At 67.7% G+C, this 15,032-nt stretch carries 15 protein-coding genes; 11 read left to right on the top strand and 4 right to left on the bottom strand.

Features of this window, described 5'->3' with window-relative positions; translation table 11 throughout:
- Position 1: 1 nt before the first annotated feature.
- Together ACYQ4T_RS02705 and cobJ are read left to right on the top strand one after the other, a co-directional pair.
- Positions 2–718: a precorrin-2 C(20)-methyltransferase gene (locus ACYQ4T_RS02705; RefSeq protein ID WP_459850619.1), complete on the top strand. Its 717-nt coding sequence runs from the start codon at positions 2–4 to the stop codon at positions 716–718.
- Complete coding sequence (gene cobJ / locus ACYQ4T_RS02710) at positions 715–1,461, top strand: precorrin-3B C(17)-methyltransferase (protein ID WP_459850621.1); 747 nt, start codon at positions 715–717, stop codon at positions 1,459–1,461. The genes ACYQ4T_RS02705 and cobJ overlap by 4 nt, the downstream gene beginning before the upstream one ends.
- Here the strand turns inward: cobJ and ACYQ4T_RS02715 are convergent.
- Positions 1,428–2,186, bottom strand: coding sequence for a cobalt-precorrin-6A reductase (locus tag ACYQ4T_RS02715; protein ID WP_459850623.1), 759 nt, complete (start codon positions 2,184–2,186; stop codon positions 1,428–1,430). The genes cobJ and ACYQ4T_RS02715 overlap by 34 nt on opposite strands.
- On the opposite strand from ACYQ4T_RS02715, the gene cbiE reads away from it, so the two are divergent.
- From cbiE to cobF, 3 genes are read left to right on the top strand one after another with little or no spacing between them, the layout of a single operon-like run.
- Entirely contained in the window at positions 2,185–3,384 is a 1,200-nt protein-coding gene (gene cbiE / locus ACYQ4T_RS02720; protein WP_459850625.1) for a precorrin-6y C5,15-methyltransferase (decarboxylating) subunit CbiE, read from the top strand. The two genes, ACYQ4T_RS02715 and cbiE, sit on opposite strands and share 2 nt — an antisense overlap.
- 10 nt (positions 3,385–3,394) lie before the next feature.
- Positions 3,395–4,180, top strand: a complete 786-nt coding sequence (cobM, locus tag ACYQ4T_RS02725) for a precorrin-4 C(11)-methyltransferase (protein ID WP_459850626.1) — start codon at positions 3,395–3,397, stop codon at positions 4,178–4,180.
- Positions 4,177–4,962 carry a precorrin-6A synthase (deacetylating) gene (gene cobF, locus ACYQ4T_RS02730; protein ID WP_459850628.1) on the top strand — a complete coding sequence of 262 codons (786 nt, stop codon included), beginning with the start codon at positions 4,177–4,179 and terminating at the stop codon, positions 4,960–4,962. The genes cobM and cobF overlap by 4 nt, the downstream gene beginning before the upstream one ends.
- Here cobF and ACYQ4T_RS02735 read toward each other — a convergent pair.
- Complete coding sequence (locus ACYQ4T_RS02735) at positions 4,932–5,636, bottom strand: dihydrofolate reductase family protein (protein ID WP_459850629.1); 705 nt, start codon at positions 5,634–5,636, stop codon at positions 4,932–4,934. The two genes, cobF and ACYQ4T_RS02735, sit on opposite strands and share 31 nt — an antisense overlap.
- Positions 5,637–5,774: 138 nt before the next feature.
- On the opposite strand from ACYQ4T_RS02735, the gene ACYQ4T_RS02740 reads away from it, so the two are divergent.
- The 3 genes from ACYQ4T_RS02740 to ACYQ4T_RS02750 are packed head-to-tail and all read left to right on the top strand — an operon-like array spanning position 5,775 to position 9,561.
- Complete coding sequence (locus ACYQ4T_RS02740; RefSeq protein WP_459850631.1) at positions 5,775–7,076, top strand: NAD(P)/FAD-dependent oxidoreductase; 1,302 nt, start codon at positions 5,775–5,777, stop codon at positions 7,074–7,076.
- A complete protein-coding gene (locus ACYQ4T_RS02745; RefSeq protein WP_459850633.1) occupies positions 7,063–8,052 on the top strand; it encodes a phosphoribosylaminoimidazolesuccinocarboxamide synthase in 990 nt (329 codons plus the stop codon). The genes ACYQ4T_RS02740 and ACYQ4T_RS02745 overlap by 14 nt, the downstream gene beginning before the upstream one ends.
- A complete protein-coding gene (locus ACYQ4T_RS02750; RefSeq protein ID WP_459850635.1) occupies positions 8,053–9,561 on the top strand; it encodes a bifunctional aminoglycoside phosphotransferase/ATP-binding protein in 1,509 nt (502 codons plus the stop codon).
- Here the strand turns inward: ACYQ4T_RS02750 and ACYQ4T_RS02755 are convergent.
- Together ACYQ4T_RS02755 and ACYQ4T_RS02760 are read right to left on the bottom strand one after the other, a co-directional pair.
- On the bottom strand, positions 9,551–10,372 hold the full coding sequence (locus tag ACYQ4T_RS02755) for a lysophospholipid acyltransferase family protein (protein ID WP_459850637.1): 822 nt from the start codon (positions 10,370–10,372) through the stop codon (positions 9,551–9,553). The genes ACYQ4T_RS02750 and ACYQ4T_RS02755 overlap by 11 nt on opposite strands.
- A 60-nt stretch (positions 10,373–10,432) precedes the next feature.
- Positions 10,433–11,641, bottom strand: coding sequence for an MFS transporter (locus ACYQ4T_RS02760; protein ID WP_459850639.1), 1,209 nt, complete (start codon positions 11,639–11,641; stop codon positions 10,433–10,435).
- A 74-nt stretch (positions 11,642–11,715) separates the two neighbouring features.
- Between ACYQ4T_RS02760 and ACYQ4T_RS02765 the strand changes: the two genes are divergently transcribed.
- The 3 genes from ACYQ4T_RS02765 (at position 11,716) to ACYQ4T_RS02775 (ending at position 15,024) form a co-directional block, all read left to right on the top strand.
- On the top strand, positions 11,716–12,231 hold the full coding sequence (locus ACYQ4T_RS02765; RefSeq protein ID WP_459850640.1) for a DUF1993 domain-containing protein: 516 nt from the start codon (positions 11,716–11,718) through the stop codon (positions 12,229–12,231).
- Positions 12,232–12,307: 76 nt separating this feature from the next.
- Complete coding sequence (locus ACYQ4T_RS02770; protein WP_459850641.1) at positions 12,308–14,608, top strand: propanediol/glycerol family dehydratase large subunit; 2,301 nt, start codon at positions 12,308–12,310, stop codon at positions 14,606–14,608.
- Positions 14,605–15,024 carry a diol dehydratase small subunit gene (locus tag ACYQ4T_RS02775; protein WP_459850643.1) on the top strand — a complete coding sequence of 140 codons (420 nt, stop codon included), beginning with the start codon at positions 14,605–14,607 and terminating at the stop codon, positions 15,022–15,024. Before ACYQ4T_RS02770 ends, ACYQ4T_RS02775 begins: the two co-directional genes overlap by 4 nt.
- Positions 15,025–15,032 lie beyond the last annotated feature (8 nt).

Raw genomic sequence — 15,032 nt, forward strand, 5'->3', positions numbered from 1 at the left:
AATGGGCAAGGTGATCTGCGTCGGCCTCGGCCCGGGCGATCCGGAATTGATGAGCGTGCGTGCCGACCGCCTGGTGCGCGCCGCGCGGCATGTCGCCTATTTCTGCAAGGAAGGCCGGCTGGGCCATGCGCGGCAGATCGTGGACGGCATCCTTGCGCCCGACGCTGTCGAGTATTCGATGGAATACCCGGTGACCACCGAGATCCCGCTCGACGACCCGCGGTACAACGAGATGATGGCGGCCTTCTACGTCGACTGGTCGGCGAAGATCGCGGCCGTGTCGCGCGAGGCCGACATCGTCGTGCTCTGCGAGGGCGATCCCTTCTTCTACGGTTCCTTCATGCATCTCCACGCACGGCTGCAGGGCAAGGTCGAGATCGAGATTGTGCCGGGCATCACCGGCATGTCGGGATGCTGGACCAGCACCGGCCAGCCGATCACCTGGGGTGACGACGTGCTCACCGTGGTGATGGCGACTTTGCCCGAGGCGGAACTCACCCGCCGCATCGCCGATACCGACGCGCTGGTGGTGATGAAGATCGGCCGCAACCTGCCGAAGCTGCGCCGCGCCCTGGAGCAGACCGGCAAGCTGCAGCAAGCCTGGCTGATCGAGCGCGGCACCATGCCTGGCCAGAAGGTGCAGCGCCTGGTCGATGCCGGCGAGAGCGTGCCCTATTTCTCGATCGCCGTGGTCCACGGCCAGGGTCGCAGGCCGTGAGCGGCTGGCTCGCCGTGGCTGGGCTCGGGCCGGGCAATGACGCGCTGGTGACGCCCGAAGTGCAGGCGGCACTCGCAACCGCGACCGATGTCGTCGGCTATACGCCCTATGTGGCGCGGGTGGCGCCGCGGCCGGGCCTGACCTTGCACCCGTCCGACAACCGGGTGGAGCTGGAACGCGCCGCCCATGCGCTGACCATGGCCGCGGCAGGGCAGGGCGTCGTCGTCGTCTCCTCCGGCGATCCCGGAGTCTTCGCCATGGCCTCCGCCTTGTTCGAGGCGCTGGAAGCTGGGCCGAAGGAATGGCGCGACCTCGACATCCGCATCCTGCCCGGCATCACCGCGATGCTGGCGGCCGCGGCAGCGCTCGGCGCGCCGCTCGGTCATGACTTCTGCGCCATCAACTTGAGCGACAACCTGAAGCCCTGGGATGTGATCGCGTATCGGCTGCGCATGGCGGCGCGCGGCGGCTTCGCCATGGCCTTCTACAACCCGCGCTCCAAGTCGCGGCCGCATCAATTCGCGCAGGCGCTCGACATCCTGCGTGCGGAATGCGGCAACGAGCGGCTGATTTCCTTCGCTCGCAACGTCAGCAAGCCGGATGAGCGGCTGGAGACGGTGACGCTGGGCGAAGCGGTGCCGGAGATGGCCGACATGCGCACGGTGGTGATCGTCGGCAATGCCGAGACCCGCCGCGTCGGCCGCTTCGTCTACACGCCCCGCTCCACGACGGGGGCGGCATGATCCAGCCAGTCCAGCACGGCGTCGATGCTGCCGGCCACCGGTCGCGGTGGAATCGCCGGGCGGTCGATCAAGATCACTGGGATTCCCAGCTTGCGTGCGGCATCGAGCTTGGCGCGCGCCCCTTCGCCGCCGGAGTTCTTGGCGACGATCAATTGGATGCGATGCGCCTCGAGCAGTTCGCGATCGCCGGCTTCGGTGAAGGGGCCGCGCGCGACAACCGTCTCGGCCTGCGGGAAGGGCAGCGGGTCGGGCGCCGCATCGACCAGGCGCAGCAGATAAAAATGCTCGGGCCGCACGGCGAAGGCCTGCAGGTTCTGGCGGCCGATGGCGAGGAAGACGCGGGTCGGCGCCGTAGGCAAGGCTTCGACTGCCGCTGCGATATCCGCAACCCGCGTCCAGCGGTCCTCCGGTCCGGCCGTCCAGGCCTCGCGCTCGAAGGCGCAGAGCGCGACACCTTCGCCCTTGCAAGCGGCCACCGCATGGGCGCTCATTTGCGCGGCGAAGGGATGCGTCGCGTCGATCACATGGGTGATCTTCTCGCGGCGCAGATACTGCCGCAGCCCATCGACGCCGCCGAAGCCGCCGACCCGCATCGGCAGCGGCTGGCCGGCCAAAGCATGCGTCCGTCCGGCATAGGAGAAGATCGCGTCGGTGCCGCGCGCGGCGAGCGCCACGGCGAGGCGGCTGGCCTCGGTCGTGCCGCCGAGCAGAAGGATGCGTGTCATGTCTAATTCTGGGCCTGATGCCTGGCTGAGTATCATCGGTCTCGGCGAGGATGGCCTGAACGGCCTGACCGCGGCAAGCCGGTGCGCGCTCGACCAGGCGGAAATCGTCTTCGGCGGCCCGCGCCATCTCGAACTGGCCGGAGTTGGCGCGCGCGGCCGGCCCTGGCCGGTGCCCTTCTCGGTGGAGCCGGTCCTGGAACTGCGCGGCCGCCGTGTCGCGGTGCTAGCTTCGGGCGATCCCTTCTGGTACGGCGCGGGCGGCACGCTCGCGGCGCATCTCGCGCCGGAGGAATGGCGCGCCTATCCTTCGCCCTCGACTTTCTCGCTCGCGGCGGCGCGCCTGGGCTGGCGCCTGGAGGAGGCGCTCTGCCTCGGCATCCATGCCGCGCCCTTCGAGCATCTCGTGCCCCTGCTGTCGCCCGGTGTGAAGGCGCTTTGCCTGCTGCGCGACGGCGACGCCCCGGCCGCTTTGGCCGCATGGCTGACCGCGCGCGGCTTCGGCCCCTCGCGGCTCCATGTGCTGGAAGCGCTTGGTGGACCGCGCGAGCGGCTGCGCAATGCCGCGGCTGAAGGCTTCAATCTCACCGGCATCGCCGCGCCCGTGGCGGTGGCGATCGACACTGCGGGCGTCAAAGGCCTGCCGCGTGCTTCCGGTCTGCCCGATGATCTCTTCGCTTCGGACGGCCAAATCACCAAACGCCCGATCCGCGCGCTGACCCTCTCGGCGCTGGCGCCGCGACCCGGCGAGACGCTGTGGGACATCGGCGCGGGATCGGGCTCGATCTCGATCGAATGGCTGCTTGCGGCAGCCGCCACGCGGGCGATCGCCCTGGAGCCGCGCGCCGATCGCTGCGCCAACATCCGCCGCAATGCCGAAACCTTCGGCCTGGCGCATCGGCTCGATATCGTTGAAGGCAGCGTGCCGGAGTCACTCGCAACCCTTCCCAAGCCGGATGCGGTCTTCATCGGCGGCGGCGCTTCGGAGGCGGTGCTGCAGTTTCTGTGGGATCATCTCGCGCCCGGCACGCGCATCGTCGCCAACGCCGTGACCCTGGAGACCGAGGCATTGCTCACCGACTGGCAGGCGCGGGTCGGCGGCGCACTGATGCGCGTCGAGCTGGCCGATGCCGCGCCGCTCGGGCGGATGCGTGGCTGGGAGCGGGCGCGGCCGATCATTCAATGGAGTGTCACTCGATGAAGGACGCGCGATGACCGTGCATTTCATCGGCGCCGGTCCCGGTGCCGCCGATCTCATCACTTTGCGCGGGCGCGACCTGATCGCCGCCTGCCCGGTCTGCCTCTATGCCGGATCGCTGGTGCCCGAGGCCTTGCTCTCGCATTGCCCGCTCGGCGCCCGCATCGTCAACACCGCGCCGCTGACCCTGGACGAGATCATCGCCGAGATCAAAGCCGCGCATGACAAAGGCCAGGACGTGGCGCGGCTGCATTCCGGCGACCTCGCGGTCTGGTCGGCGATCGGGGAGCAGCTGCGGCGCCTGCGCGCCGAGAACATCCCCTATGACATCACGCCCGGGGTGCCGGCCTTCGCCGCCGCCGCCGCCGCCCTGGAAACCGAGCTCACCCTGCCGGAGATCGGCCAGTCGCTGGTGCTGACCCGCACCTCCGGCCGCGCCTCGCCGATGCCGGCCAACGAGACCCTGGAGAATTTCGCCAAGACCGGCACGACGCTGGCGATCCATCTCTCGGTCCATGTGCTGGACGAAGTTGTGGAGCGGCTGACGCCTTACTACGGCGCCGACTGCCCCGCCGCGGTGATCTGGCGCGCGAGCTGGCCAGACCAGCGGATCGTGCGCGCGACGCTCGGCACGCTCGTCGCGGCGACCGAAGGCGAGCGCGGCCGCACCGCGATCATCATGGTCGGCCCGGTTCTGGGCACCGAGGACTTCCGCGAGAGCGCGCTCTACGCTGAAGGCTACGACCGCCGCTTCCGGCCGACCGGCGCATCGCCGCGATTCCCCAAGGGGACGGAATGAGCCTCACGCTGGTCCTGATCGGCATCGGCACCGGCAACCCGCGGCACCTGACGCAAGAGGCAGTCGCGGCGATGAACGAGGTCGATGCGCTGCTGATTCCGCGGAAGGGGCCGGATAAGGAGGACCTCGCCGAATTGCGGCGCGAGATCTGCGCCCGCAACCTGCGCACGCCGGGCCCGCGCCTGCATGAGTTCGATCTGCCGGTGCGCGACGAGAGCACGCCCGACTACCGGCAGCGGGTCGACGACTGGCATGACGCGATCGCCGAGACCTGGGCGCGCGCGCTGGCCGATGCCCTGCCCGAGGGCGGCAGCGCCGGCTTCCTGGTCTGGGGCGATCCCTCGCTCTACGACAGCACCCTGCGCATCGTCGAGCGTCTGCGGAAAAGGAAGCCGCTGCAGCTCCGGGTCGTTCCCGGCATCACTGCGATCCAGGCGCTCACCGCCGGACACGGCATCACATTGAATGAGATCGGCGCGCCTTTCGTGGTCACCACCGGCCGCCGCCTGCGCGACGAAGGCTGGCCGCCCGCCGCCGACACGGTCGTGGTGATGCTCGACGGCAGCTGCTCCTTCCAGAGCCTGGATCCCGCCGGCATCTCGATCTGGTGGTCGGCCTATGCGGGGATGGAGACCGAGATCCGCATCGCCGGCCCGCTCGCCGAAGTGGCCGAAGGCATCGTTGCCGCGCGCCAGGCCGCTCGCGCCGAGCATGGCTGGATCATGGACATCTACCTGCTGCGTCGCGGCGCTCAGCCGGCCCGCGGCGGCATCACCGCATAGCGCAGATGCACCATGCCGTGCTCGAGCGGCGTCGCGGATTTGAAGCTGAGCTCGCATTTGCCGGCGAGGCCGCCCGGGTGGAAGACGATGCCGTGCTGGCTGCTATCGCCGTCGAAAGCCGGGCCGATCAGGACATGGACCTCATCGACCAGGCCGGCGGCCAGGAAGCTGCCGTTCACGGTGCCGCCACCCTCCAGCAGCAGGCGCTTGATGCCGAAGGCGCGGTTCAAGGTCTCCAGCATCGCCGCGAGGTCGATCTCGGGCCCTGCCGCGACGATGTAGGAGACGCCGTCTGCCGCGAGCTCGGCCAGATGCGCATCGCCGACGTCACGGCCCAGCAGCGCGATCATATGATCGCCCCAGACCGTGCCGCCGGAGAAATGCGCCTTGCCGGACGGATCGAGCACCACGCCGTAGCTCTTCGCTTCCTTGGTCGCCACGTGCAGCGGCCGTTCGACCTTCGGCACCTGGGCCGGCGGATGGGCCGCCGCCTTGCTCATCTCCTGCATGGTGACCCGGCCGACGATCCAGGCGTCGCCGCCCAGCGTCTCGTGCACCTTCTCGAACATCGTTCCCCAGTCCTTGCGCTCGCCGTCGGGCGTCAAGGTCCAGCGGCTGGGGTGCTGCCGCCCATCCAGCGAGGAGGTCATCAGCATGATCACTTCGGGCTTCATGATGCTTCCACGGTTGCTGTAAATCGCCCGGCAGAAGACGCCGCCCGGCGGCGATTGTCAAAGCCATCGGCCTGCGGGATTGGAATCCGCCGTCAATTCTGCTTAGTTCGCCGCGCCCGCAATTTTCCAGACCCCCGCATGCCCGAATCCTACATAGACACCTATTACCGGCGCACCATCGCCGATCATTCGGCCTATCCGGCGCTGTCCGGCGCGCAGCAGGTCGATGTCTGCGTGATCGGCGGCGGCCTGGCCGGGCTTTCCACCGCCTATGAATGCCTGCAGCGCGGGCTCAAGGTCGCGCTGCTGGAGCAGCACCGGATCGCCTGGGGTGCCTCGGGCCGCAACGGCGGCTTCGTCACCGCCGGCTATGCGACCGGCCATGCGCAGATCGCGCGCCGGGCCGGCGAGGCGGGGGCGAAGGCTTTGCACGATCTCTCGGTCGAAGGTGTGCGGATCGTGCGCGAGAACATCGACCGCCTCGACCTCGCCCGGGTCAACCCGACGCCCGGTATCCTGCGCGCGATCCGCTACGACGATGCCGCCGGTCTTCAGGCGGAAGTGGCGGAGGCGAAGCGGCGGTTCGGTGCAACCTTGCACTATCTCTCCCGCGCAGAGGTGCAGGAGAAGCTGAAGAGCAAGGCCTATTTCCAGGGTCTCTATTCGCCCGATGGTTTCCACTTCCATCCGCTGAACTACGCGCTCGGCCTCGGCGCGGCTATCGCGCAAAAGGGCGGCCTGATCTTCGAGCAGAGTCCCGTGACCGGCATCACGCGTAAGACCGGCGGCTACGCCGTGACGGCAGCGGGCGGCAAAATCGAGGCCGAGCATGTCGTCCTCTGCAGCGGCGGTTACACCGATCGCCTGGCACCGGCGTTGCACCGCGCCTATCTGCCGATCGCCACCTACATGCTGCTGACGGAGCCGATTGCGAATCTCGCTTCGGCCATCGACACGCCTGCCGCCATCGCCGACGATCGCCGCGCCGGCGACTATTATCGCGTGGTGGACGGCAACCGAATCCTCTGGGGCGGCTGCATCACCACCCAGACGCGCGATCCCGCCAACCTGGCCGCGATCATGCGCCGCCGCATCGTCGACACCTATCCGCAGCTGAAGGACTTGCAGGTCGCCGCCGCCTGGTCCGGGCTGATGTCCTATGCCCGGCACCTGATGCCGCAGATCGGGCGCAGCGCTGACGGCCTCTGGTTCGCGACCGGTTTCGGCGGCCATGGCATGAACACGACCACCATCGCCGGCCGGGTGGTCGCCGAGGCGATCGCGGGCGAGAGCGACCGGATCAGGCTCTATGCGCCCTTCGGTCTCGACTGGAACGGCGGGCCGTTCGGCCGCATCGCGGTCCAGGCCACCTACTGGTATCTTCAGGCCATGGATGCCTGGCGCGAAAGAGGAGCCCACAAGACGCATGCTCGACCCTGACCGCATTCGCGCCGCGATCCCGAACGTCCTCACCGAGGCGCATTTCCCCGAGCTGCCGAACTACTACCGCGGCAAGGTGCGGGAGAACTACGACTTGCCCCCAACCGATTCCATGGGTGGCCGGCGCATTCTGATCTCCACCGACCGGCAGAGCGCCTTCGACCAGGTGCTGGCCGCCGTGCCGTTCAAGGGCCAGGTGCTGACCGAGACCGCGCGCTTCTGGTTCGAGGCGACCAAGGACATCTGCCCCAACCACGTGCTCGACTACCCGGATCCCAATGTCGTGGTCGGCCGCCGGCTGTCGATGTTGCCGGTCGAGATGGTGGTGCGGGATTACCTGACCGGCTCGACCGACACCGCGATCTGGCCGATGTATCGCGATGGGCTACGAACGGTCTATGGCGTTGCGCTGCCCGACGGCTTGAAGAAGAACGACAAGCTCCCCGGCACCATCCTGACGCCGACCACCAAGGCGGAGCAGGGCGGTCATGACGCGCCGATCACGCCCGAGCAGATTGTCGCCCAAGGCCTGCTCAGCCGGAAGCAATGGGACGAGGTCGCGGCGCTCAGCCTGGCGATCTTCGCCCGCGGCCGCGAGATCGCGGCGAAGAACGGCCTGATCCTGGTCGACACCAAGTTCGAGTTCGGCCTCGATGAAGCGGGCAAGATCGTCCTCGCCGACGAGATCCTCACCCCGGACAGCAGCCGCTACTGGAGGGCCTCGAGCTACGCCGCGCGCCAAAGCGCCAGCGAGGAGCCGGAGAGCCTGGACAAGGAATTCCTCCGGCTCTGGATCTCCGCGCGCTGCGACCCCTACAAGCAGCCGATCCCGGAGATTCCCGCCGACACCCTGGTCGAGTTCGCGCAGAAATACATCGCCCTCTACGAGACCGTGACCGGCAAGAGCTTCGCGGCGCCGCCGGCCGGCGAGAAGGTGAAGGACCGCATCCGCCGCAACCTGGCGAAGTTCTTCTAGATGAGCGAAGAAGCGCAACGCGAGACCGTTGCCTTCCTCTCCGACCCGCGGGTGCATGGCGGCGCCACCGTCGAGACCATCACCACCCATGCCTCGCGGATCTTCATGGCGGGCGAGCGCGTCTATAAGCTGAAGCGCGCGGTCAAATATTCTTATCTCGATTTCTCGACCGCCGCGCTTCGCCGCAAGTCCTGCGAAGAGGAACTCCGGCTCAACCGCCGCACCGCGCCGAATCTCTATCTCGACGTCCGGCCGATCACCCGCAACGCCGGCGGCCTGAAGCTCGGCGGCCGGGGCGAGGCAGTGGACTGGGTCGTCGTCATGCGCCGCTTCCCGCAGGAAGCGCTGTTCAGCCATCTCGCCGAAACCGACCAACTGACATCCGGCCTGATGCGCCGTCTCGCCGACCGCATCGTCGCCTTCCACCGCGCCACGGAGGTGATGCGCGACTTCGGTGGCGCCGAGGGCGTCGAGCAGGTTATCCGCATCAACGACGAGAACCTGCGCCGCGACGGCCCGCCCATGATCCCGGTGCGCGAAGCCGAAGCGCTGACCGCAGCGGCCTGCCGGGCCGCAGGCGACCTTTCCGCGCTGCTGGAGCGGCGTCGCGCGACGGGCAAGGTGCGGCAATGCCATGGCGACCTGCATCTCCGCAACATCTGCCTGATCGACGGCGAACCGACCTTGTTCGACTGCATCGAGTTCAACCCCTCGCTGGCGGCGATCGACGTGCTCTACGATCTTGCTTTCCTGCTGATGGACCTGCGCTATCGCGGCCACGGCACCGAAGCGGCCATCGTCTTCAACCGCTACCTGGACGTCAGTGACGAGAGCGACGGCCTCGCGGCCATGCCGCTGTTCCTCTGTCTGCGCGCCTGGGTTCGTGCCCATGTCACCGCGACCGCCGCGAAGAGCGGGGCCGGGGACGCAGCCGAAGCCCGCCGCTATTTCGACCTCGCTTGCGATTTGATGAAGCCACGCCCGCCGCGCCTGCTTGCGGTCGGCGGTCTCAGCGGCACCGGAAAGTCCACCATCGCCGCGATACTGGCTGGCCGTCTCGGCCTCACGCCCGCCCGGGTGCTGCGCAGCGACGTGATTCGCAAGCGCCTGTTCGGCGCGGCGCCGGAACAGCGCCTGCCGGCGGAAGCCTATGCCCGCGATGCGGCCGAACGCGTCTATGCGAAGCTGGAAGCCGAGGCGCAAGCCGCCATCGCAGCCGGCAGCAGTGTCATCATCGATGCCGTCTCCGCCAAGGCGGAGGAGCGCACCGCCTTCGCCGCCCTCGGCAAGCGCTTGAACCTGCCCTTCGACGGCATTTGGCTGGAGGCTCCGGCCGAAATCCTGCGTGCTCGTGTCGGCGCCAGGGGGAACGACGCCTCCGATGCTGATCTCGCGGTCCTGGAGAAGCAGCTGGGTTATGATCTCGGCGCGATCGACTGGCACCGCATCGACGCCTCTCCGGCAGCCGAGGCGATCGCAGACGCCGCGCTGAAGGCGATCAGCCGGTGATCGCCAGCGCCTCGGTCTTGTCGCGGAGATGGCGGCAGAGCATGCGCGGGTCGCGCATCTCCCGCAGCGTCTCGTAGGGCAGCACATCGCCGATTGTGGCGCTGAAGCGGCCGCCGATCTTGTTAGCAACCTCGTGCAGCAGATAGGCCATGCGCGTGGTGACGCCGAGATGGCTGGCGATCTGAAACGCCCGGCTGTTCTGGCCGGGAAAGAAGATCGGCAGCACCGGCGCCTTGGCCTCATGCACCAGCCGGGCGGTGAAATGCTTCCATTCGAAATCGACCGCCTTCCGGGCGAACAGGCTCGGCGTGGTGGCGACGCCCCCACCCGGAAAGACGATGATGCAGCCGCCACCCTTCAAATGCGCGCGCGCCACGGCCCGGCTCTGCAGGTTGGTTTCCTGCGCCGTGGGCGTCGGGTCGAAATCGATCGGCAGGATGTAGTTGCGGATTTCTGCATCCGGCGGATATAGCCGCGAATTGGTCAGCACCTTGAAGTCGCGCCGCACCCGGTTGGCGAGATGCCCGATCAGCAGGCCGTCGATCAGCCCGAACGGATGGTTGGCGACGATCACCAGCGGCCCGCTGCGGGGCAGGGCCTCAAGCTTCTGCGGATCGTAGTCGACCGAGAGCCGCATCAGCCGCATCGCCGCTTCCCAGAAGTCGACGCTGCCCCGAAGCTCGGTCTGATAGATCTTGTAAAGCCGCTTCAACTCGAGCTGGCCGGTGGTCGCCTCGATGAGATGGATGAAGGCGCGGGTCAGCCGGCTGTCGCAGGGACTGGCATAGCTGAGATCAATCGCGGCATGCATGGCTTGGACGCTAGCAGCGATTCGTGACGCCCGGGCCGCAACGGCGTGACGGTTTGATGTCTAGCGCCGCCCGCCGGCCAGCTTCTCCGCTTCCGGCCGTTGCCGAAGCTTCGCCATGGCATAGATGCCGAAGACCGGACCCGCCGCCAGGAAGACGAAGACCTGCGACCAGCCGATCCGGTCGACCAGGAAGGGCACCATGTGGATCGTGAGCATGGTCAGCAGGAATCCGGCGCAGGTCTGGATGGTCAGCATGGTGCCGATCTGCTCCGGCGGCGAAAGCTCGGTGATCGCGGCGGAGAATTGCGCTGAATCCGCGACCACGCTGATCCCCCAGATCACGCAGAGGATGAGCAACAGTGTGGGATTGCCGCCGAACAGATGCCCGACCAGCACCGCGCAGCTGCCACTCGTGGCGAGCGCCACCATGGTGATTCGCGTCCGGCCCCAGCGATCAGCTGCGAGCCCGGCGATCAGGCAGCCGATGGCGCCGGAGCCCACCGTCAGGAAAGCGCCGACCCGCGCCCAGTAGGCGGCGTCCGCGCCGAGCATCGTTCGGTCGAAGCTCGCCTGCAGGAAGACCGCAATCCACGCCCACATGGCATAGAGCTCCCACATATGGCCGAGATACCCGAAGTTGGCGAGGCGTAGCGCCGGCATGCGCCAGGCATCCAGCGCCGCGCCGAAGCGGAAGATCCGCGGCTTGGCGCGGTTGGGCCCGAGCCCGGCAAGATTGATCATCAGCGCCGCGCAGAGGGCCGCGATCGAGGTCGCGGCGATGGTGGCGCGCCAATCGACGCCGCCGAGCGCGTTGAACAAGTGCGGCGCCGCCGAGCCCAGGGTCAAAGCGCCGACCAGCATGCCGACCAGCAATCCCAAGTCACCGCGCGCCCAGGTCGCGGCCAGTTTCATGCCGACCGGATAGATTCCGGCCATCGCCGCCCCAGTGACGAAGCGCAGCACCGGTATCAGCGGCGAGGTCGGCGGCACCACCAGGATCAGTGCATTCGCCCCGCAGGCGACCAGCGCGGAAAGGGTGAAGAGGCGCCGTGGGTCGAATCGGTCGGCCAGACCCAGCAGTGCGCTGATCAGCGTGCCGGCGACGAAGCCGGCCTGGACCGCGCTGGTGAACAGTGAGGCGCTGAAGGCGTCGATCGCCTCGGCCTGCCGTAGGCTGGGCACGATCGCCGTCGCCGAAAACCACAAGGAGAGTGCGAGTACCTGCGCCCCGCACAAAGCCGCCAGCGATGGCCACTTCCCTTTCAGCATGGCAAGACCCGTATCACACTCCGGGCGGATCGGCTAAGGTCCCGCCACGCAACACTTTTGCAAACGAGGTTCCGATGTCGCCCGCCATGTACAACGCGTCCGTTCCGGTCTTCCGCCAGATGCTCTCCGCGCTTTCCAGCATCATCGACAAGACCATCGCCCATGCCGAGGCGAAGAAGATCGATCCGGCGGTCTATGCCAGCGCGCGACTCTATCCCGACATGTTCCCCTTCGCGCGCCAGATCGGCATCGCGACCGACTTCGCCAAGGGCGCCAGCGCGCGGCTCGCCGGAGTCGAGGTGCCGAAATTCGAGGACAACGAGGTGACGCTCGCCGATCTGAAGGCGCGGCTGCAGAAGACCCTCGACTTCCTCGCCACCCTGAAGCCGGAGCAGTTCCAAGGCGCCGAGACCCGCGACATCACCATCCAGCTGCGCGGCACGCCGACGGTGTTCAAGGGCCAGCCCTACCTGCTGCATTACGCGCTGCCGAACTTCTATTTCCACACCACCACCGCCTACGCCATCCTGCGCCATAACGGGATCGAGATCGGCAAGCCGGACTTCATCCATCAGCTGATCACCGCCTGAGGGTTGCGACTCTACACAGAGTCGTGACAGCGCCGCCACAACGGGTCTAGGATCGCCGCCGGAAGAGGGGCGGCTTATGGACGACACGGCGAAACCGGCTGGGGCAAATCCCAGTGGAGCGAATCGGTGGCGGCGCTTTGCCGACTGGGACGAGCGCCCGCTGCGCCTCGACCGCTTCGCCGTCGAGGATGCCGAGAACGGCTTCGCCGCCTTCGCAAGCCCGAACGACCCGAAGCCCGGCCTGGAGCTGAAGAACGGCCGCGTCGTCTCGCTCGACGGCAAGGCCGAGGCCGATTTCGACATGATCGACCTCTTCATCGCCCGCCATCACATCGATCCCGAGATCGCGCCCAAGGCGATGGCGATGGATTCGGCCGCGCTTGCGCGCATGCTGGTCGATTTCAACGTGCCCCGCACCGAGCTGACGCGCCTCGCCCACGGCCTGACGCCGGCGAAGCTGGCCGAAGTGGTGGCGCAGTTGAGCGCCATGGAGATCGCCTTCGCCTATTCCAAGATGCGGGCGCGCAAGACTCCCGGCAACCAGGGCCACGTCACCAACGCCAAGGACGATCCGCTGCAATTGGCGGCCGACGCGGCGACTGCCGTTGCCTTTGGTTTCGACGAGATCGAGACCACGCAGCGCGTCGCCCGCAATGCCTGGTCCAACGCGGTCGCCTGTGCCGTCGGCGGCGCGGTTGGACATTGGGGCACGCTCTTTCAGTGCTCGTCCGAAGAGGCCGAGGAATTGCAGATCGGCATGGCCGGCTTCTCCTCTTATGCCGAGACGGTCTCAGTCTACGGCACCGAGCGCGCCTTCATCGACGGCGACGACACGCCCTGGTCCAAGGCCTTCCTCGCGGCTGCTTACGCGTCGCGCGGCATCAAGATGCGCTGCACCTCCGGGGCGGGCTCCGAGCTCTTGATGGGTTTCCACGAATCGAAGTCGCTGCTCTATCTCGAGGCCCGTTGCCTCTGCCTGCAGCGCGCCATGGGCGTGCAGGGAACGCAGAACGGCGGCATCGACGGCGCGCCGGTGACCTCGACCGTGCCCGGCGGCGTGCGCGAGCTGCTGGCCGAGAACCTGCTCGCGGTCTGGCTCGACCTCGAATGCGCCTCGGGCAACGACGCGCGGAGTTCGGAATCGGAGATGCGGGTCGCCGCCAAGATCACGCCGACCTTACTCGCCGGTTCCGACCTGGTCTGCTCCGGCTTCGGCACCATCAAGGCCTATGACAATTCCTTCAATCCTTCCTCCTTCAACGGCGAGGAGATGGAGGACTTCCTGGTCCTGCAGCGCGACTTCGAGGTCGATGGCGGCCTGACGCCGGTGGATGAGAGCCGAGTGCTCGACGTGCGCGGCCGCGGCCTCGACGCCATTGCCGTCGTGCTGGAGGAGCTGAACCTCGGCAAGCCCAGCGCCGCGATGAAGGCCAGCGTGCAGGTCGCGTCCGGCTCGGCGGAGACCGAATCCTACACCCCCCGCGAAGTGACGCTGATTAGCGATGCGATCAAGGCCCGCGGCATCACCGTGGTCGATGTGATCCTGGCGCTGGACAAGCGCGGCTTCGCCGAAGAGGCGGAGAATCTCCTCAACGTGGTGAAGCTCCGGGTCTCCGGCGACTACCTGCAGACCTCGGCGGTGGTGCGCGACGGCAAGGTGTTGAGCGCGGTCAATGATCCCAACGACTATACCGGACCCGGGACCGGCTATCGGCTCGGCGAGAAACGCCGCGACGAGATCATGCATATCCGCGACGTGCTCGACCGCGAGGCGGTGTTGCGCGACCAGAACCGCCACGCCAGGACCGAGGCCCGCCGCATCGTCTACCGCGACATGGGACCGGCCGACATCGGCAACGACCCGACCGAGGTCGTGGTCGGCATCAGCCCGGCCTTCGGCCTGAAGCTGTTCCAAACGACCGCCGGCCATTCGCTCGCGGCCGTGCTGAAGGAACTCACCGCCGGCATCAAGGCCAAGGGCGGCAAGCCGCGCATCGTCCGCTTCCGCCACACCGCTGACACCTCCTTCCTCGGCCTCTCCGCCGCCGGCATCGCGGGCTCGGGCATCGGCATCGGCATCCAGGCCAAGGGCACCGCGGTCATTCACCAGCGCGGCCGCCTGCCGCACAACAATCTCGAGCTCTTTTCCAACGCGCCGATCACCACGCTCGAGCATTATCGCCGCCTCGGCGAGAATGCCGCGGCCTATGCCAAGGGCGAGCTGCCCGATCCCGTCGTGGTGCTGACCAAAGGCCAGGCGCTCGGCGCCCGCTTCCACGCCCAGACCGCCCTCATCTACGCGATCGAGACCTCGCTCACCGAGGAGGGCGCCAAGCCGGAGAATATCGAAATCAGGCTCCTGGAAGGTGCCGCATGACACTCGCGGTCAACGATTATCCGCTCTCCGAGAAGCGCGCCGATCTCATCCGCACCCGCACCGGCAAGCCGCTCGGCGATATCACCGTGGCCGCGCTGAAATCCGGCGCCGCGACGATGGAAGATCTCCGCATCACCAAGGATGCCTTGCTGATGCAGGCCGAGATCGCCACCGCCGCCGGTCGCCCGCGCCTGGGCAGCAACTTCGAGCGCGCGGCGGACATGGTCGACGTGCCGCAGGATTTCCTGCTCCGGGCCTACGAACTGCTCCGCCCCGGCCGCGCCAAGTCGAAGCAGGACCTGCTCGACGCCGCCATAACCTTCCGCGAGACCCACAAGGCTGAACGCGTCGCCGCCTTCCTGGAAGAGGCGGCGGAAGTCTATGAACGGCGCGGGCTGTTTAAGTTTCGGTATTGAAGACGCCT

The sequence above is a fragment of the Dongia sp. agr-C8 genome (genome assembly GCF_054658695.1).